The 18,781-nt window shown below is 36.1% G+C and carries 18 protein-coding genes; 5 read left to right on the plus strand and 13 right to left on the minus strand.

Translation table 11 applies throughout. From position 1 onward, the window contains the following. Positions 1 to 15 precede the first annotated feature (15 nt). Positions 16 to 411: a diacylglycerol kinase family protein gene (locus tag QM917_RS05840; protein ID WP_000378151.1), complete on the minus strand. Its 396-nt coding sequence runs from the start codon at positions 409 to 411 to the stop codon at positions 16 to 18. Beyond that, positions 392 to 889 carry an rRNA maturation RNase YbeY gene (gene ybeY, locus QM917_RS05845; RefSeq protein WP_281334983.1) on the minus strand — a complete coding sequence of 166 codons (498 nt, stop codon included), beginning with the start codon at positions 887 to 889 and terminating at the stop codon, positions 392 to 394. The genes QM917_RS05840 and ybeY overlap by 20 nt, the downstream gene beginning before the upstream one ends. 104 nt (positions 890 to 993) lie before the next feature. On the opposite strand from ybeY, the gene QM917_RS05850 reads away from it, so the two are divergent. Next, positions 994 to 2,649, plus strand: coding sequence for an NFACT family protein (locus QM917_RS05850; protein WP_414285222.1), 1,656 nt, complete (start codon positions 994 to 996; stop codon positions 2,647 to 2,649). Positions 2,650 to 2,709: 60 nt separating this feature from the next. Further along, positions 2,710 to 3,567, plus strand: coding sequence for a YitT family protein (locus QM917_RS05855; protein WP_414285223.1), 858 nt, complete (start codon positions 2,710 to 2,712; stop codon positions 3,565 to 3,567). Between the two features lie 92 nt (positions 3,568 to 3,659). On the opposite strand, the gene nox is transcribed toward QM917_RS05855, so the two are convergent. After that, entirely contained in the window at positions 3,660 to 5,039 is a 1,380-nt protein-coding gene (gene nox / locus QM917_RS05860) for a H2O-forming NADH oxidase (RefSeq protein WP_075231660.1), read from the minus strand. 317 nt (positions 5,040 to 5,356) lie between these two features. On the opposite strand from nox, the gene QM917_RS05865 reads away from it, so the two are divergent. From QM917_RS05865 to QM917_RS05875, 3 genes are read left to right on the plus strand one after another with little or no spacing between them, the layout of a single operon-like run. After that, complete coding sequence (locus QM917_RS05865) at positions 5,357 to 6,277, plus strand: FAD:protein FMN transferase (RefSeq protein WP_414285224.1); 921 nt, start codon at positions 5,357 to 5,359, stop codon at positions 6,275 to 6,277. Positions 6,278 to 6,311: 34 nt separating this feature from the next. Next, positions 6,312 to 6,917 carry an NADPH-dependent FMN reductase gene (locus QM917_RS05870; RefSeq protein ID WP_075229439.1) on the plus strand — a complete coding sequence of 202 codons (606 nt, stop codon included), beginning with the start codon at positions 6,312 to 6,314 and terminating at the stop codon, positions 6,915 to 6,917. Between the two features lie 17 nt (positions 6,918 to 6,934). Further along, complete coding sequence (locus QM917_RS05875; protein ID WP_075229438.1) at positions 6,935 to 8,173, plus strand: NAD(P)H-dependent oxidoreductase; 1,239 nt, start codon at positions 6,935 to 6,937, stop codon at positions 8,171 to 8,173. A 348-nt stretch (positions 8,174 to 8,521) separates the two neighbouring features. Here QM917_RS05875 and QM917_RS05880 read toward each other — a convergent pair whose 3' ends face one another. The 10 genes from QM917_RS05880 to QM917_RS05925 all read right to left on the minus strand — a co-directional run bounded on the left by QM917_RS05880 (position 8,522) and on the right by QM917_RS05925 (position 18,374). Beyond that, positions 8,522 to 8,779, minus strand: coding sequence for a DUF896 family protein (locus QM917_RS05880; protein WP_000187071.1), 258 nt, complete (start codon positions 8,777 to 8,779; stop codon positions 8,522 to 8,524). Between the two features lie 29 nt (positions 8,780 to 8,808). Then, positions 8,809 to 10,845, minus strand: coding sequence for a glycine--tRNA ligase subunit beta (gene glyS, locus QM917_RS05885; protein ID WP_414285225.1), 2,037 nt, complete (start codon positions 10,843 to 10,845; stop codon positions 8,809 to 8,811). A 282-nt stretch (positions 10,846 to 11,127) separates the two neighbouring features. Then, entirely contained in the window at positions 11,128 to 12,045 is a 918-nt protein-coding gene (gene glyQ, locus QM917_RS05890; RefSeq protein ID WP_414285226.1) for a glycine--tRNA ligase subunit alpha, read from the minus strand. Between the two features lie 758 nt (positions 12,046 to 12,803). After that, positions 12,804 to 13,226: a hypothetical protein gene (locus tag QM917_RS05895; RefSeq protein WP_414285227.1), complete on the minus strand. Its 423-nt coding sequence runs from the start codon at positions 13,224 to 13,226 to the stop codon at positions 12,804 to 12,806. A 79-nt stretch (positions 13,227 to 13,305) separates the two neighbouring features. Continuing rightward, positions 13,306 to 13,752, minus strand: a complete 447-nt coding sequence (locus QM917_RS05900) for a hypothetical protein (RefSeq protein ID WP_414285228.1) — start codon at positions 13,750 to 13,752, stop codon at positions 13,306 to 13,308. A 293-nt stretch (positions 13,753 to 14,045) separates the two neighbouring features. Next, positions 14,046 to 14,462 (minus strand): Imm70 family immunity protein, encoded by a 417-nt coding sequence (locus QM917_RS05905; RefSeq protein ID WP_414285229.1) that lies wholly within the window; start codon positions 14,460 to 14,462, stop codon positions 14,046 to 14,048. 1,281 nt (positions 14,463 to 15,743) lie between these two features. Further along, on the minus strand, positions 15,744 to 16,166 hold the full coding sequence (locus QM917_RS05910) for an SMI1/KNR4 family protein (protein WP_414285230.1): 423 nt from the start codon (positions 16,164 to 16,166) through the stop codon (positions 15,744 to 15,746). Between the two features lie 112 nt (positions 16,167 to 16,278). Beyond that, positions 16,279 to 16,665: a barstar family protein gene (locus QM917_RS05915; RefSeq protein WP_075229430.1), complete on the minus strand. Its 387-nt coding sequence runs from the start codon at positions 16,663 to 16,665 to the stop codon at positions 16,279 to 16,281. A 373-nt stretch (positions 16,666 to 17,038) separates the two neighbouring features. Beyond that, a complete protein-coding gene (locus tag QM917_RS05920; protein WP_075231668.1) occupies positions 17,039 to 17,797 on the minus strand; it encodes a hypothetical protein in 759 nt (252 codons plus the stop codon). 253 nt (positions 17,798 to 18,050) lie between these two features. Beyond that, the gene (locus tag QM917_RS05925; RefSeq protein ID WP_414285231.1) at positions 18,051 to 18,374 is read right to left on the minus strand and encodes a DUF2185 domain-containing protein; all 324 of its coding nucleotides are present in this window, start codon (positions 18,372 to 18,374) and stop codon (positions 18,051 to 18,053) included. Between the last annotated feature and the right edge of the window lie 407 nt (positions 18,375 to 18,781).

An 18,781-nucleotide genomic window follows, 5' to 3' on the forward strand; every position in this document is an offset into this window, starting at 1 on the left:
ATTTCCTCTTACTATTTAAAATAATAAATCCCAAATTCGTGGGAGAAAGATAAGTGCACCTGTCAAAGCGGCAAAAAGTGAGACCACAAGCACGGCACCAGCCGCCATGTCTTTAGCTTTTTTTGCCAACATAGAAAAGTGATAGTGACTAGCCAAATCTACTACATTTTCAATAGCTGAATTAATAATCTCAAAAGCTACTACCATGAAAATGCTCAAGAGTAGAAATAACCATTCGATTCGTGACACCTGAAAAACAAAACCTGCAAGAACAACTATTAGAGCTGTCACTGCATGCTTTCTCATATTACGTTCTTCCTTAATCGCAGTAAAAATTCCTGTAATGGCAAATTCTAAACTGGAGATTAGGTCACGATTTTTCCATTTTCGTTTATTGTCTTGTGAGTCCATAGGCTGTCAAAATTTCTTCTTGTAAACCGAACATCTCCGCTTCTTCCTCGGGAGTGTAGTGATCATAGCCGTTAATGTGTAAAAAGCCGTGCACTGCCAAGAAGCCCATTTCACGCTCAAAACTATGACCGTACTCCTCAGCTTGCTCATGTGCCTTATCAATGGAAATGAAAAGTTCACCGATATAGGCATCAAATTCTGACATCATATCTGCCAAGTCAGGATCATTTTCCAGATCTTCCTCATCAAAGGCAATCTCTAACTCCGGCTTATATTCAAGACTGATGACATCTGTCGGACGATCGGTATCACGAAACTCTAGATTGAGTTCATGGCTTCGTTCGTTGGTCACAAATGTGACCGCCATTTCCTTGTCTTCTTTTCCAATTTTTTTTGCAGCAAATTCTAAAATTTTCTGTGTTTGTTCTAAAATTTCTTTTGAAACTTGTCCAGTTTCATCTACCATTTCAATATACATGTGCTTCTCGATTCTCTTTACTTGGCTTTATTATATCACATTTCTATGATTTTATTCTACCTTTTTGATATAATACTATGGAATACATTCACGAGGAGAGAACCATGTCATTTGATGGATTTTTTTTACACCACATGGTTGAGGAATTGCGAACTGAACTACTAAATGGTCGCATCCAAAAGATAAATCAACCCTTTGACCAAGAATTGGTCCTGCAAATCCGTAGCAATCGTAAAAGTCATCGTTTGCTCCTTTCTGCGCATCCTGTTTTTGGACGCATCCAATTAACAGAGACAACCTTTGAGAATCCTGCTCAGCCATCTACTTTTATTATGGTATTAAGAAAGTACCTTCAAGGAGCAGTTATTGAATCTATCGAGCAGATCGAAAATGATCGTATCGTAGAGATCACGGTTTCCAATAAAAACGAGATTGGGGACCATATCCAGGCCACTCTCATCATCGAGATTATGGGAAAACACAGTAATATTCTACTTGTAGATAAGTCTAGTCACAAAATCCTTGAAGTTATCAAGCATATTGGCTTCTCTCAAAATAGCTACCGTACCTTATTGCCAGGTGCTACTTATATTGCTCCTCCAAGTACAGAGGCTCTCAATCCTTTCACGGTCAAGGATGAAAAATTGTTTGAGATTCTACAAACCCAAGAGTTAACTGCTAAAAACCTTCAAACCCTCTTTCAAGGTTTAGGTCGCGATACAGCAAACGAATTGGAAAAATTATTAACGAATGATAAACTATCCAATTTCCGAAGCTTTTTTAAGCAAGAAACCAAACCTTGCTTAACAGACAGGTCTTTCTCTTGTGTGCCTTTTTCTAGCAAAACAACGGAGTATTTTGACAACCTTTCTCAATTACTTGATGTCTATTACAAGGATAAGGCCGAGCGTGATCGAGTTAAGCAGCAAGCTAGCGAACTCATTCGCCGAGTTGAAAATGAGCTACAAAAAAATCGTCAAAAACTTAAAAAACAAGAAAAAGAACTCCTTGCTACTGAAAATGCAGAGGAATTTCGTCAAAAAGGTGAATTGCTAACGACTTTTCTTCATCAAGTTCCCAATGACCAAGATCAGGTCATTTTGGACAACTACTACACCAATCAACCTATCACGATTGCACTTGATAAGGCACTAACGCCAAACCAAAATGCTCAACGCTACTTCAAACGTTATCAGAAATTAAAAGAAGCTGTTAAATACTTGACTGAACTAATCGAAGAAACCAAGGCTACTATTCGTTACCTAGAAAGTGTAGAGACAGTTCTCAATCAGGCTGGACTCGATGAAATTGATGAAATTCGTGAGGAATTGATTCAAACAGGATTTATCCGCAGAAGACAAAGGGAAAAAATCCAGAAACGACAGAAACCTGAAAAATATCTTGCAAGCGACGGAAAAACCATTATCCTAGTTGGTCGTAACAACCTTCAAAACGACGAGTTAACCTTTAAAATGGCTCGTAAGGAAGAGCTCTGGTTCCACGCTAAGGACATCCCTGGAAGTCACGTTGTTATCACTGCCAATCTCAATCCTACTGACGAAGTTAAGACAGATGCGGCAGAGCTAGCTGCCTACTTTTCAAAAGGCCGTCTCTCCAACCTCGTTCAGGTAGATATGATTGAGGTCAAAAAACTCAATAAGCCCACAGGTGGTAAACCTGGATTTGTGACTTATACTGGACAAAAGACTCTCCGTGTCACACCTGACCCTGAGAAAATTCAATCCATGAAAGTAAAATAAAGACTTTTAACCTGGAGGCTGTCAACATTTTAGATTTTTTAAAAAAAGGAGGTAAGCTCAATGCTACGGCATATCAAATCTATTTTAACCATTATATTCGGAGCTGCCATCTATGCCTTCGGACTCACGTATTTCGTTGTGCCCCACCACTTATTCGAGGGGGGAGCAACTGGGATCACCTTGATTACCTATTATCTCTTTAACATTCCCATCTCCTTGATGAACCTGTTAATCAATATCCCACTCTTTATTCTAGCCTGGAAAATATTTGGTGCAAAGACCCTATACAGCAGCCTGCTTGGTACTATTTCCTTATCCATTTGGTTAGCAATCTTTGAAAAGATTCCTCTCAGCTTTAATCTTGAGGGAGATCTTGTTATCGTTGCTTTAGTTGCGGGTGTTCTTTTGGGACTTGGTCTAGGTATTATCTTCAATGCTGGTGGTACCACTGGTGGAACAGATATCGTCGCTCGAATCCTGAACAAGTATACCAATATCTCCGTGGGGAAATTACTCTTTGCACTAGACTTCCTCATCTTAATGCTCATTTTAATTATCTTCCAAGACCTTCGTCTCGTTACTTATACACTTCTATTTGACTTCATAGTCTCAAGAGTTATTGACTTGATTGGTGAAGGCGGATATGCTGGCAAAGGTTTTATGATTATCACTCAAAAGCCTATGGAAGTGGCAGATAAAATCAATGAAGAGTTAGGTCGAGGTGTCACCTTCATATCTGGACAAGGTTACTACAGTCAAAAAGATTTAAAAATTATCTACTGTATCGTAGCAAGAAATGAAATGATTAAGATGAAAGAACTGATTCATACGATCGATCCTAAAGCCTTTATTACCATCACTGAAGCTCACGAAATTCTAGGAGAAGGCTTCACCTTTGTAAAAGAAGAAAATTCCTAACACATAGACAACAAAAATAGTAACTTCGAATTTGAAGTTACTATTTTTTGATGATAAAAACGGAAGAAGCAAATCTTCCGTTTTACAAATCATTATTTTTCAGCTGTAAGTGCAGCCATTGTGATGTAATTGTATGGTTTGTTAAAGTGTGGCAAGAAGAATAGGTCTGTCAATGCCAATTTTTCAATTGTAACATGTTCTTGGATAGCCAATGAGAACATGTGAATTCCCATGCTGATTGCTGAATCACGAGATACCATTTGAGCACCAAGGATTTCACGGCTGTCTTTATCAAAGACAATCTTGATTGCTACTTCATAGTTGTCATGTTTCATAAATTCTGGTTTTTGAAGATCGTTGAAGCCTGTTTCAACAGCATTGTATCCTGCTGCTTTAGCTTTTTCAAGAGTCAAACCAGTTGATACCATGTGAAGACCATAGATAGAGATACCGTTTGATCCTTGAACACCGATTCCTTCAAGTTCATGTCCACAAGCATTGTAAGCACCTACGATACCAGTACGTACAGCATTTGATGCAAGAGCGATGTAGCTAGTGTCTTTACGAGCGTTGTCATAAACAGTCGCACAGTCACCTACAGCGAATACTCCTGGAAGTGATGTTTCTTGTTTCTTGTCTACAAGGAAGGCACCGTTGCGGAAAAGTTCAATCTTGCCATCAGCAAGAGCTGTGTTAGGACGGAAACCAACTGCAAGAACAACCATGTCAACATCGAATGTTTCTTTGTCAGTGATCAAGCGTTCAACTTTACCGTCACCTTCGATAGCTTTAACAGTTTGTCCAAGTGCCAAGCGGATGTTGTGGTCTTCCAAGTTCTTAGCCATCAATTGAGTGAAGTCTTTGTCGTAGTAACCGTTCAAGACTGTGTCTACGATGTCAACAAGGACAACTTCTTTTCCAAGACGTTCGAATGCTTCGGCAAGCTCAACACCGATGTATCCACCACCGACAACAGCGATACGTTCAAGGTGTTTGCTCTTGTCAGCAAGTTTGTTAATCACTTCTTCAGCGTTTTGGTACAATTTAACGAATTGTACATTTTCAAGAGTTGCTTTGAATTCGCGGTTACCTTTAACAATTTCAACACCTTCGATTGGTGGTAAAATTGGCGTTGAACCAGTCGCAAAGATCAATTTTTCGTATGATTCTTTGTGTTCTTTTCCATCAACTTCAGCAGTAACAACTTTATTATCATAGTCAATTGAAAGAACTGGTGAGTTCATGTAAACTTTAGCACCTTTTGCTTCCAATTTTTCTTTATCTGAGTAGAAGAGACCTTCAGGACCATCGATTTGCTCACCAATCCAAAGAGCCATTCCACATCCAAGGAATGAAATGTTTGAGTTTTGGTCAAATACAACGATTTCGTTTTCGTTTCCAAAGTTGTCCAACATAGTGTTGATACATGCAGTTCCAGCGTGGTTAGCACCCACGACTACGATTTTACTCATTAGATAATTCCTACCTTTTAATTTTTATTTACCCCTCTAGTATATCATTATCTGTGAGCGTTTACAAGTTTTTTACTTATTTTCCCTTATTTTCGAAAAAATTGAAAACATATATTAACTCATTCTAATCGTTTTCAAATCAAATTTCAAGGAAATTTAGTTTGTTTGAGCATATTTCTTGACTTTTTGTAAAAAATAATTTGTGAAAACGCTGACTTTATGATATTCTATTTATATGGAAATGAAATATAAATCTTCAGATTGCTTTCATATCTGGATTTACAATATTTCCAATTGATTTGAAGGGAGTTGATTTTTTGCCTTTCAGTTCATTATCTGAACGGTTAATGGGAACTACGATTACTATTTCCTTGGTACATGAACAAGCGGATAATCTTCTCCGTCAAGCTTTTGATTTGCTCAAGGAACTTGAATTTCGATTTAATGCGAATAGCACCGAATCTGAATTGATGGAAATTAACCATAGAGCTGGAATTGCCCCAGTTAAGGTCCATCCTGATTTGTTTGAACTGATTTCTTTAGGACTAGAACACAGTCTAGCTCCTGGAAGTCATCTCAACATTAGTATTGGTCCCTTGGTACAAACCTGGCGTATTGGTTTTTCCGATGCAAAAGTTGCTAGTCCTAAAGAAATTTCTTCGGTTTTACCATTGATAGATCCCCGTTTTATCAAACTCGATTTAATTTCTTCTACTGTTTTCTTAGAAAAGAAAGGAATGAAAATTGATTTAGGTTGTCTAGCGAAGGGCTATAGCGCAGATAAGGTTGCTACTTTCTTAAAAGAAAATGGTGTCACTTCTGCTCTTATCAATCTCGGGGGAAATATCCTTACCATTGGTAATAACCAGGCCAGAAATGGACAACCTTGGCAAATTGGTATTCAAGACCCTAATCATCCACGTGGTAATCATCTGATGACCTTATCTATCACTGGAAAATCTGTTGTTACTTCTGGAATTTATGAACGGCATCTTAAAATCGATGGAAAGGATTATCATCACATTTTCGATAGTGAAACTGGCTATCCTATTGAGACGGATTTGGCTAGTTTAACGATTATATCTGACCGCTCAGTTGATGGTGAGATATGGACCACACGATTGTTTGGCCAACGTAGCGCTTCTATCATGTGGCAAATCGAAAATATCGATGGAATTGAAGCCATCCTTATTGATAAAGATGGACATATCGCTTGTTCATCCGGTATCCAAAGATAAATAATAAATAATGCAAAAAGAGAAAGGAAAGCTCATGCTAAAACTTATTGCTATTGTAGGAACTAACTCTAAACGTTCCACAAACCGCCAACTGCTTCAATATATGCAGAAACACTTTGCTGATAAAGCAGAAATCGAATTGGTCGAAATTAAAGATCTTCCAGTTTTCAACAAACCAGCCGACAAACAAATCCCTGCTGAGGCTATGGAAATCGTAGCTAAAATCGAAGCAGCTGATGGTGTTATTATCGGTACTCCAGAATACGACCACTCAATTCCAGCTGTACTTATGAGCGCCCTTGCTTGGATTTCTTACGGAGTATTCCCACTTTTGAATAAACCAGTCATGATCACAGGTGCTTCATATGGTACACTCGGTTCATCACGTGCTCAATTGCAACTTCGTCAAATTTTGAATGCTCCTGAGATTAAAGCGACAGTTCTACCTGACGAATTCTTGCTTTCTCATTCTCTTCAAGCATTTGATAAGAATGGTGACTTGGTAGATCTTGATGTTATTAATAAATTAGATGCCATCTTTGATGACTTCCGTATTTTTGTCAAGATTACTGAAAAATTGCGTAGCGCGCAAGAATTGCTTCGCAAAGATGCAGAAGAATTTGACTGGGAAAATTTGTAAGATAGGAGATCGAAAGAATGAAATTTGTTGGACTTGTTGGATCAAACTACGATCAATCATATAACCGCAAACTCTTGGAATTCATCCGTCGTAACTTCAAACTAAAATTTGAATTAGAAGTTCTTGAAATTGATGAAGTTCCAATGTTTAATCAAGATGAAAAATGGGATGAAAGCTTCCAATTACGTCTTCTTTACAACAAAATCACTCGTGCTGATGGTGTCATTATTGCTACTCCAGAGCACAACCACACTATTTCTGCTTCACTTAAGTCAGTCCTTGAATGGCTTTCATACGAAGTTCATCCATTTGAAAACAAACCAGTTATGATTGTGGGTGCTTCATACTACGATCAAGGAACTTCACGTGCTCAAGTTCACCTTCGTAAAATTCTTGATGCACCAGGAGTAAATGCCTACACATTACCAGGTAATGAATTCCTTCTTGGAAAAGCCAAAGAAGCTTTTGATGCAAACGGAAATATTATTAACGAAGGAACTGTTAAATTCCTTGAAACTTGCTTAGATAACTTTGTCAAATACGTGGGAGTCGTTTCTAAATTGAAAAAACCAAAACCAATTGAACCAGAAGACTTGGATTGTGGAAAACCAATCGCTACAACTATTACAGAAGTTGACCCTGATGATCCAGAATGGGTAGAAAAAGTTGCAGAAATCACAGGTGCTGTTTCAGGTGATACATACGTTAAACTTGACCATGGTATCCTTACAGTTAACCAAATTGATATGTTCTTGAAAGCTATGCCATTTGAATTGACATATGCTGACGATAACAACCAATTCCTCTACTACAACAATGCTCACCAAGATCCTGATACGATGTTTGCTAAACGTGTACCATCTCAATCTGGTAGCCGTATGTCAACAGTTCACGGTTCACTTCCACCAGCACGTATGAAAAATGTTGAGTGGGTTATCGGAACTCTTAGAAACGGTAACCAAGAATACGTTCGTACAATTGTTCCAGGTTCACCTGCTGGTGTTATCAACACTCACAACTACCAAGCTATGTACTATCCTGACGGATCATATGCTGGTATCAATGAAATTGTCTTTAACTTCCAACCGTGGCTTGACTGGTACTTGAAAGAAACTGGTCAACGCTTGGTAGGAGGAAGCGGACCGTTTGCTCCTGCTGCTGGAGGTCACGGCGATGCAGATGCTACTTCGGGCGCTTCTGACTCAGCTGATGGCGGCCATGGAGATGCAGACGCTACTTCTGGTGCAAGTAACTAATACTCAATGAAAATCAAAGAGCAAACTAGGAAGCTAGCCGCAGGTTGCTCAAAGCACTGCTTTGAGGTTGTAGATAGAACTGACGAAGTCAGTAACATATATACGGCAAGGTGAAGCTGACGTGGTTTGAATTTGATTTTCGATGAGTATAAAATTTAATACTAAAGGAACCTCTTTAGGTTCCTTTTTTTAAAACAAAAACTCGGTTAGTAAAATCTAACCGAGTTTTCTATAGTGGATTGAAATAAGATGCGAACAGAGAGATTAGGAAAGTCAAACTAATTTCTAGAAATATTTTTAGCAGTTGTAGTGTACTGTTCTAGATTCAATCTACTATATATCTCAAAATTATGAATTTGGATCGTCAAGACTACGACCATGCAAGCCTTTTTCACGTTGTACCTGACGAAGTTTTTCAGGAGTCACATCATTTCCATCTTCATCTACGATTTTGATCCCTTCAATGTGATGACGAACTGAACGACGATATCCTTCGATATATTCCTCACGAAGTTTAGCTTGTTCTACTTTTTCTTCTGCAGTCAAGCCTTCAGTTTTTTTCTTTTTCGCAAGCTCATTAATACGAGCGATTTTTTCTGGTGTCATATTTGAACCTCCAATCTACTTTTTAATTTCTATTTTGTATTAAGAAGATTAAAAGCAGCGACAGTTTTTGCTTTATTCACAAGTTCAGTTAGAATAGCTAGGCGATTATTCTTAACATCAACATCCTCTGCCATAACCATTGTATTGTCAAAGAATGCATCAATAACAGGACTAAGAGCAAATAACTGCGTTAATTTATCACTAGCTGAACCTTTCAATTCTAGATTTTCGACTGCTTGAGCTAGTTCTTTTTCCTGTTCATTTTCAAAGAGACTAGTATCAACTTTGACTGAACCTTCTGCTTTTTCCGCTAGGTTAAAGGCACGAGATAAGGATTCAACTGATGATTTGTAGTTTTCAGTTTTTGCAACTTCAGTTAAGGCTTCTGCTGCTTCAATCATATCTGCAACAACAAAGTTTGAACTTGCAAGAACAGCTTCCTTAATATCTTTTGCAGTAGAACCCATCATCTTATCAACACGAGCTTTGATGAAGTTAAGCACTTCTTCTTGATTATCGTAAGTTAGGCTATCAAATGATAAAGCATAAAGGCTAGCAATCAATTCGTCCATTGGAATATTCCAGCCAAAGTCTTCCAAGATACGGACAATCCCTTGTGTTGCTCGACGAAGAGCATAAGGGTCATTTGAACCAGATGGAATCAAACCAACAGAGAAGAAGGACAAGAGAGTATCCAATTTATCAGCTAGTGCAAGGATAGCTCCGACTTTAGACTCAGGAAGAGCACCATCTGCAGAATCTGGAAGGTAGTGTTCACGAATAGCTTGTGCTACTGCTGCATTCTCACCAGCGAGAAGAGCATATTTCTCACCCATGATCCCTTGAAGCTCATCAAATTCACCAACCATACCAGTCAAGAGGTCAAACTTATAAATGGCTGCAGCACGAGCAAGGTCAACAGTTTCATCAACTGATAAACCTGCTTTTTCTGCCAAAAGGATAGCAATTTGCCCGGTACGAATCATGTGTTCACGTAATGAACCAATCTTTTCATGGAAGGTTACGTGTGATAATTTGGCTACAAGATCTTCAATCTTGAGTTTTTGGTCTTCACGCCAGAAAAATTCACCATCTTCAAGACGCGCAACTAAGACTTTCTCATTTCCTCGGATGACATTATCCAAATACTCTGCATTTCCGTTACGAACAGAAATAAAGTTTGGTTTTAGATTTCCATCAAGGTCACGAACTACAAAGTAGCGTTGGTGAGTCTCCATTGAAGTGACTAAAACTTCTTCTGGAACCTCTAGGTACTTAGGATCAAAATTCCCCATGAAGGCAGTTGGGTATTCAACCAAATTCAAAACTTCATTCAAGAGTCCTTCATCAATTTGTACCTGAACACCTTCTGCAGCTTCAATAGCCTTAATTTGCTCACGAATCATATTTTCGCGTTCAGTGCTATCTGCAATAACATAAACTTTGCGCAGGTCTTCTTCATAGCTGTCAGCATGCTGAATTTCTACTTCGTGACCAAGGAAACGATGCCCACGGCTAACTCTTCCTGAATGAATATCTAGGAAATCCATATCGAGTGCCACATCATCCAAAAGAACTGTCAATGTATGGACTGGACGGATATATTCAAAGGTATTGTTTGCCCAGTGCATACTTACTGGGAAGCTTAAGCTAGCCAATACTTCTGGAATTCCAGTCAAAACTTCCTCAGCTGGTTTTCCAGCTTCATGCTTAGTTACGTAGACATATTCTTCACCTTTGATTTCACGGAATTCGATATCATCTACCGTCAAGCCTTTACCACGGACAAAGCCTTGCGCTGCTTTAGAAAAGTTTCCTTCTGCATCCCAAGCAATTTTTTTAGAAGGTCCTTTAAAATCTTCAGTCAAATCCGTTTGTTGGTCTGCCAAGCCAAGTACGCGAACAGCCAAACGACGTGGAGTTGAAAAAGTTTGAATTCCTTCGTATGAAAGGCGGTTATTATCCAAAAAGGCTGCCATTTTTTCACCTAGTTGTTTTTCACTTGGTGTGACAACGTAGGCTGGTAACTCTTCGAGTCCTAGTTCTACTAATAAATTTTTTGCCATGTTTTTTCCTTTACAAAATTTCTTCTTTTTGATAGGCACCTTAGGTACTGGGGACGTTGCTAACTAACTTTGTGAGTCTGTGGGGAAATCTTCTGTCTTCTTGACAAAGATTTCCAACAGTCTCATCAAAGTGGATTTAGCCAACTGATTTTTGAACCTAAAGTTTCAAAAATCCCCAGATATCAGTACGGCGGTGCCTATCCCTTTAGCAAGTCTTCGACTTGCCTCTGAGTGCCATACGGGCTCACTTTGTTCGCCCTTTTTCTATTCTTGTAACTGTTTTTATTCTTCCTCTTCTGCTAAGAGTTTTGCACGTGTTGCTTCATCAAGAAGTGGGTATCCAAGTTTCTTGCGTTCTGCCACGAATGTTTTAGCTACGACACGGGCTAAGTTACGAATACGAGCGATATAACCAGCACGTTCTGTAACGGATACAGCACCACGAGCGTCGAGTAAGTTAAAGGTATGTGAACATTTCAAAACGTAGTCATAGGCTGGGTGTACAAGTCCCGATTCCAAAGCACGTCCTGCTTCTTTTTCGAATTTCTCAAAGTTTTCAAGAAGCATATCTTGGTCAGAAACTTCAAAGCTGTATTTTGAGTGTTCGTATTCTGGTTGAAGGAAGATTTCACCGTATTTAACACCAGGAGCCCACTCGATATCATAAACAGAGTCTACTTCTTGGATATAAGAAGCTAAACGTTCCAAACCATAAGTAACCTCGGCTGTAACAGGACCAGTTGCCAAGCCACCGACTTGTTGGAAGTAAGTGAATTGAGTGATTTCCATACCGTCAAGCCAAACTTCCCAACCAAGACCTGCTGATCCAGTTGATGGGTTTTCCCAGTTATCTTCAACGAAACGAATATCGTGTTCCAAAGGATTGATACCCAATTTTTCCAATGACTCAAGGTAGAGTTCTTGGATGTTTGATGGTGATGGTTTCATAACCACTTGGAATTGGTGGTGTTGGTAAAGACGGTTTGGGTTTTCCCCGTAACGACCATCCGCTGGACGACGAGATGGCTCTACATAAGCCGCATTCCATGGCTCAGGACCAATGGCACGAAGGAAAGTATAAGGACTCATTGTTCCCGCACCTTTTTCATTATCATAAGCCTGCATGAGCATACAACCCTGGTCATTCCAGTATTGTTGCAAAGTAAGGATAATTTCCTGGAAAGTCAATTTTTTGGACATATTTTACTCCTTTATTATAATTTCTTGCGACCTAGAATACAAAAAGAACCGTGTCTTTGCTCCTAAGTCAAGTGACCTAGGGGCGTCAGAAACGCGGTTCCACCCTAATTTATTACTTCATTATTTTTTAAAATTTACCAAAAGCGCCACACTCATCTCTCAATCACCTGACTCTCACTACCACAGGCTCGCTTAGGATTTACTGATAAGATATTCTTTCTTACCGTCTATTATATCAAAAAGGAATTGAAAAGTAAAATTATTTTATCATCACTCTTGTATTTTTCTCGGTATTAAATCTTAGAGATCTTTGCAATTCTTTAGAATATTAAAAATAGCATTATTCAATAATATTCCTAAAACTAAAAATACAAACCTCAATGACAGAAAACAAACAGTTACTATTAGGAGAGCTGATAAAAATACACAATGATAATTTATAGACGAAATGGTCTTCTACTTTCTGGAAGCATTTCTAAATGATTCTTCGTTATTATGGAAAAATTTCTCTTTCTTACGACTGAAAAATTACTTACAGAATAGACAACAATCGGATATCCATCTTTTGCGATAGTTTTTTTCAATAACAAAATTTCTTCATCCCTTGTGCGCAGATGATAAGCCCCATTTTCTTGAAAGAGTTCAATTCTATCTATCCAGTTCTCGTCATATGTCGATTTTGACTGAAGGACCAGTCTTAATGATTTCTGCAAAAAGTTTTTAACTTAGAGTTTTTCTAGTTTAAACATTTAGCAAAACTAAACTTTCCAAAAGAAGTTCTGTTCACTTACCAAAACCTTAGAGACTTGAATATCGTGACATACAATCTCAATTAACATACTTGATAAAGTAATTGTTGCTTGTATCATATTATTTTTCTCTTCGATAAGTCTAATGTCATGTACAGTGTGAGACATGAGATTTTCAAAAGGAATATCTTTCATATTGAAATTTCTTGTACCAGTCTCACTTTCCCAACATGTCCAACCAGCATCCGTCTCATAGTTAACCTTAAAACAACGGTAGAAAATTATCTCCCAGCAATACTGATCCGATTTACCATTTTCAACCTCAATATAAAGTCTACATTCATCTCCAAAAAATGAAGCTCTAAAGTCTAATGCATAGGCGTCCCAGTAGTTCGTACCCTCAATCTCTTCCTCTAGCTTTAAAATGTCCACTAGTCCCTCCCCTTCAATTTTTTTAATTAAAATCTAATTAAAAAATGTATACATCTATAGAATGAACGAGAAACACTTGCTAAATCATTACATTTCTAGTTTGTTCATCGTGTAATGTTACTGCCCTTTTATAGTCTTTTGAAAAAATTCTAGGCAAATTATTTCTAAAATGCTTTAGATTTTCTAATTGAGTTTTGACATAGAATTGACATCGATGGAACCCCTTGTCATTATCTGCTACTTCCATATCCACTTCAATATTTAACTCTTCTTTTTCATTAATAGGTGCAAAAGTAAAAACAAAATAACCACTTCCACCAACCCTATCATCTCCAAAAATGATCTTTCTTGCTAGATTAGGATTTTCTATATAATCATCCATGTCCAGTAATACCTTCGTCATCTCATCCTCAAAGAGATAGCATACTTGATAAATTGTTAGAAACTTTGTTTCACAAGTAAGCCTAACTTCGCAAAATTTTTCCGATTCATCGAACCACTCACTTCGTAGTACTATATTATCCAATTTCTTCCCTCCTCTACACAATGACATATAACACACCACTCTATATTATAAAATTTAACAATAAAAATATGACCATAGATAGGTGATTCAGCGTTTAGCATTTAAACAAATGGTTTCCATGATAGTTTAATAAGTCAGATTTTATTTACGGCTGTATTCAAAATGATGACATTTCAAAAATCTCCAAAATCAGTTTATTTTTTACACCTTAGAGTTATATGAAATAATAAAAATCGGTGTTTCAATAATTTTAATGGTTCATTGGATTTTAATAATTTTTAGAAAATCCTTCTTCAGATACTTTTTACAACCACATTTTGACTTTTCTCGAGTGCGAATCTAAAACAAGTTAACATGACTTCAAATAAATCACTGCCTGAACTAGTTATGAAATATTGAGATAAATTTGTGATATGGGAAGCAATATGATTACCCCAAGGAGGAGTGACTGACAAATCTTCAAAATCCCATATGATGTCGTGAGGTGGAAATTTTTTCAACTCTTCTTGAATAGATAACAACTCTGCTATTCCACTCTCAATATCTTCCAAAGGAATATCGCCAAAATAAAGTTTATTCATGATAACGGGGTACTTACTTCCCCAGTCATTATTCTCTAACAGAACATAAATAGTCGAAAAGAATGAATTAAAAAAGCTCCCTTCTCCTACTGTCCACCAATTATAACCTACCATTAAGCCTACAGACATAAAATCCACCTCCAAGTTATTCTTAAATATTACTTCTACATCAACAGATGTCCTATTATTGTTAATAAAATCATCTGTCTACTGAAGATTAGCAAATGCTATTCCCTTATTCTATCTATTATGCGCTATCTCTAGCAAATTGTCTTTCCAATGTTTATGGTCGAGATCAAACTTTTATACATCTAGGCTTTAATTGTCAATATCCTATTCAATCTTTAATTTCCTTTGATTTCCTACAGGAGCATTTTCACAGATAAGTAAGATTATTGATTACTTTAGTCGTGTCTGACTAATTTATCTCTTAAACTTCCTCTAATAATCTTAACTGTAACCAATGGCATCGTACTAGTAATTTTAAAGATTAGATGGAATTTTTACTTAGATTTTAAAACTATCTGATATTCCTTTAAATCCCATAATGAGATATTAGCGAACATCAGTAAAAATAATAAAAACGGAGTTATTCCTAATATAATAAAAGAATCAACTTCATCTGTTACCACAATAGTATAAACAGACCACAAGAGCAGAAATAAGAGGATGAAATAACCCATTATTTTACCAACTGCCATTTTCCAGTTAACAGGGGACATTTTGACAAACACATAGGGTCGACCTTCATAGTCGAATGAAAGTCTTTTTTTATGAGAATATTGAAATCTAAACCCCAACACAAAGAATAAGATTATAAATAATAAACCGAATTTCGATACTGCTGCTACATTTGGAAGTTCAGGTAATAAAACCTTAACTAAATACCTCCTTAATAGTGTCGTACCGGAAATAATACATAAAGTTGCTCCTACAAACTGATACGGTTTTATATCAGAATAGGTTGAAGAAAGTAACGTCTTATATTCTTCAGGCTCTATACAATAACATTTATGAGCTCTAAAAAAGCAAACAATGGAAAGAAAAACAATAAAATACTAGCATCACAATCCAATAAGTAGTACTTGCTATTCCATTCAAAAACACGATATCTTACATTTTTATACAAGCTGTTTATAATTACCAACTGCACTTTTATCTCCGTCCTAATCGCTTTTTAGGATCAAACAATGAAGCAGTTACATTATCTATTTTGTTTCCCAGCCAATCAAGTCCGTCATCAAGGCAAGTAATATTGTGACTATATTTTACAATAGTTACCACATCATCTATCATAGCCAAAACAAAATCTTATCGACTGATGTTCTTTAAATTATAAACGACTATCAGTCTATCTTCCTATCTATCATTATTGAGCATAATACCTACTTTTTTAGCTCAATAGATTCACTAGCCGTCTATTCTTTTTATGAGAAATTCAATAAAATCGCTAGCATAGTATTCTCCATCTCTAAAAACTGCTAACTCATTGGTCAAACTTTCCTGTTTTTGAAAATAAAACATGCCATCTTCCCCTTCACAGATGACTAATTGTTCAGAGTTACTAAATCCTTGCTTTCTATTCAGTTCGTTTATGTAAACAATATCACCTCCCACAACCGTATCAAAATCTAATCCATAAATACTGAATATTTCTTCTCCATAAGTTTCTCCACCCATATAATTTTTCAGCCACCACTTATATGTTTCAGGAAAAGTAAAATTTAATCTTTTCTCAGCTTTTATAATCCATTCATCAGAAATCCCCTCTCCAAATGGTGCAAAGTCCACACCCTCGGAAGAAGCAATCTTCTTTTTCAGTTCATCAATCATAATCCACCTATATTTATTTAAATTTTTTGAACTATTAGCGTTTGTCCAACTTGTCTAGCTATTATCTTCTTCACAGAAATGTTTATATTCCTATCATATCAAACAATTAGTATTAATCTAGCAGATATACATTGAATGTTTTTCTTTTTCCATCAACTATATATCTTTCAACATCTTCTTCCCACCATGAAACTGTATCAGATAATATTTCTAAAAAAGTATTTTTAGAGTTTGCATCCTTGATAAAAAGATCTTTTGAATTGTTAAGAAAAATATTAATCCTCTCTGGATGTATATAATTAGAACGCTGGAGTCGATCAGATAGTGCATCCCAATTACCATCTTGGAGATCATCAATATTAAAACTGTTCGCTAATATCTCTATCGCATCTCTTTCACTTTGTACTTTTTTCCCATCAATATTTAGATTGAAATCATTAGAGCACTTAACCATTAAATAGTTTTTCTCTAACTTTGTTATTCTTCTATAAAGATTCACTTAAAGTTCCCCTCATAAACTGTTTAAAAAAATTTTTCAAATTCATACTAATATCACTTTTTTATCCAGCACTCCGCAACTCTAGTAGTTCTTGTTGGCCTTTCTCCATCCCCATTCAAGCATTACTTTATATATTTTCAGGCATAATCTAAGGGTTTATTTTTTTATCAAAGAAAAAGGAATCTAGCAATAGATTAGCCATTCTTCATCTCTTACCAATACCCTATTTGCCCTCGAACTTTATTACATGTGACAAACTAATGTACTTAACGATAACAGTTCTAACTACCAGGTTTTATTGGTTTACTTGTTGAACTATCGCAACTAAAGTATTCAAGTCTATTACTAGAATCTCTGTTTTTTAACAATTTGGTTAGTCTTGAACAGCGCCTTCATAAACTAATAAATAGGCATTGTAATTCAAAGTATTTATAACCTTATAACTTGACAAAATAGATTGGGCAAGCCCCATAAATCCACCATTTAGGACTTGATAGACAAAATGATTTTCGGGATGGATAGTAGTTATATCTAACTCATATTCCGATTCAATTGAACGTAAATCCAGTCCTTCATCAATCAATCTAAAAGCAACATAATCGTCACATTTTATAAGTTTATCACTAATTTTAAAATAGAGTTCACTATCATTGGTTAAACTAGCTTCTACATAATATAAACCTTCCTCAATGTTTCCTACTTCACTTATTTTCAAGGGGACGCCCGATATTTTTTGCTCTTCAGTAGCTGTTTTTTCAAATTTAAATGTCAAGGAAACATTTATGAGTATTTCCATCATACCTTTATTAGAAAGGAAAACATAATGATTAAAATCATCAGCTGACCATATACCACAAGATCGATAACTAACTTCTTTCGATAATTTACTATCAAAAACTTGGTAGATTCCATAGCCATCAAGTTCATATTCTTTATTATATAGTTCACTATACTTTTTACTAACAAACGATAGATACTTAATATAATTAACTGATAAATTGAATGTCTGGGTTCCATCAAATATCTGAACTATATCTGCATCTTGGGTTTCATGAGCAATCTGAAAGGCAAAATCCATGTACTCTGAAGAAATCGTATCCGTAAATAATTTTATTACTCTACACACTTTCATACCTCAATATCTCATTTTTATATCTCAATCATCAATTCGCTAGATTATCTGATATCTAAAAACGTAAATCAGTTCTCTGACTATCATAATAACTTGTACATAAATTGTCAAGTTTATTTCGCTCTCAGACTTGACTTCTCCTTTATAGAAAAAATTCTAAGCTATAATTAATCTAAAGTTGTGGAATACTAGCATTGCTTTAGAAAACTCATAATTATATGAAGGATAGGTAAATGAAGTAAACTTTAACATCCTACTGAGATAATTTCTGACCAGTAATTGTATCTAAAAAACACACTCTCTCTTCTTCATAGATCATTGTAAGTTCTGTTCCAATAGGCATATTAAAAATTGATAATACTGCTGGTTCTATATCAACAATTGTACTCCAGTCACATATCGACATATTTTCAGCATGTGATAGATATTCTTCTGTATCTATTTCGGATAAAAAACGCCATCCGTTATCTAACTCATTAACACTGTTCTCGCGTAATATCCATTTTATATTGGCCTTATTTTCTAAAATATTATTAGATACTATTGAAGCACCTAATCCCATTCCTTTATTACTCACATTTATAACCTCTATTTATGTTAGCTAGTTCTTAACTTGAATCAGACAAGACAAACTACTCAAACCCATCACCTTTTATATAGTAGATTGAAATAAGATATGAATAAAGAGGTTAGGAAAGTCAAATTGATTTCTTAGAATCCATAGCGTACTATTCTAAATTCAATCTACTATACAAAACGGTACACTGTGAATTCTAAAAAATGCTAGAAATTGACTTAACTGCTCTGGTAAATTTGTTCAGATTCTATTTCATTTCACTATATATCCCAATAATATTCGGCTCTATAATATTTGTAGTGGGTAAATCCCCTATAGATATTATGGAGCCTATTTTGTTGTAGAAAAAAAGTCCCATATGACCTATAATGAAAAGCGACAAAACAACTCATTAGAAAGATTCATAT

The sequence above is a fragment of the Streptococcus infantis genome, assembly GCF_047460685.1.
Lineage (GTDB): Bacteria > Bacillota > Bacilli > Lactobacillales > Streptococcaceae > Streptococcus > Streptococcus infantis_AD.

Coding starts and splice junctions, on each gene's coding strand:
- QM917_RS05880 (WP_000187071.1), bottom strand. CDS start 8,779: ATGACACCAGAAAAAATCGCTCGTATTAATGAGCTTGCGAAAAAGAAA.
- QM917_RS05870 (WP_075229439.1), top strand. CDS start 6,312: ATGCTAAAACTTATTGCTATTGTAGGAACTAACTCTAAACGTTCCACA.
- QM917_RS05910 (WP_414285230.1), bottom strand. CDS start 16,166: ATGATTGATGAACTGAAAAAGAAGATTGCTTCTTCCGAGGGTGTGGAC.
- QM917_RS05850 (WP_414285222.1), top strand. CDS start 994: ATGTCATTTGATGGATTTTTTTTACACCACATGGTTGAGGAATTGCGA.
- QM917_RS05920 (WP_075231668.1), bottom strand. CDS start 17,797: ATGAAAGTGTGTAGAGTAATAAAATTATTTACGGATACGATTTCTTCA.
- glyQ (WP_414285226.1), bottom strand. CDS start 12,045: ATGTCCAAAAAATTGACTTTCCAGGAAATTATCCTTACTTTGCAACAA.
- nox (WP_075231660.1), bottom strand. CDS start 5,039: ATGAGTAAAATCGTAGTCGTGGGTGCTAACCACGCTGGAACTGCATGT.
- ybeY (WP_281334983.1), bottom strand. CDS start 889: ATGTATATTGAAATGGTAGATGAAACTGGACAAGTTTCAAAAGAAATT.
- QM917_RS05875 (WP_075229438.1), top strand. CDS start 6,935: ATGAAATTTGTTGGACTTGTTGGATCAAACTACGATCAATCATATAAC.
- QM917_RS05905 (WP_414285229.1), bottom strand. CDS start 14,462: ATGTCTGTAGGCTTAATGGTAGGTTATAATTGGTGGACAGTAGGAGAA.
- QM917_RS05855 (WP_414285223.1), top strand. CDS start 2,710: ATGCTACGGCATATCAAATCTATTTTAACCATTATATTCGGAGCTGCC.
- QM917_RS05840 (WP_000378151.1), bottom strand. CDS start 411: ATGGACTCACAAGACAATAAACGAAAATGGAAAAATCGTGACCTAATC.
- glyS (WP_414285225.1), bottom strand. CDS start 10,845: ATGGCAAAAAATTTATTAGTAGAACTAGGACTCGAAGAGTTACCAGCC.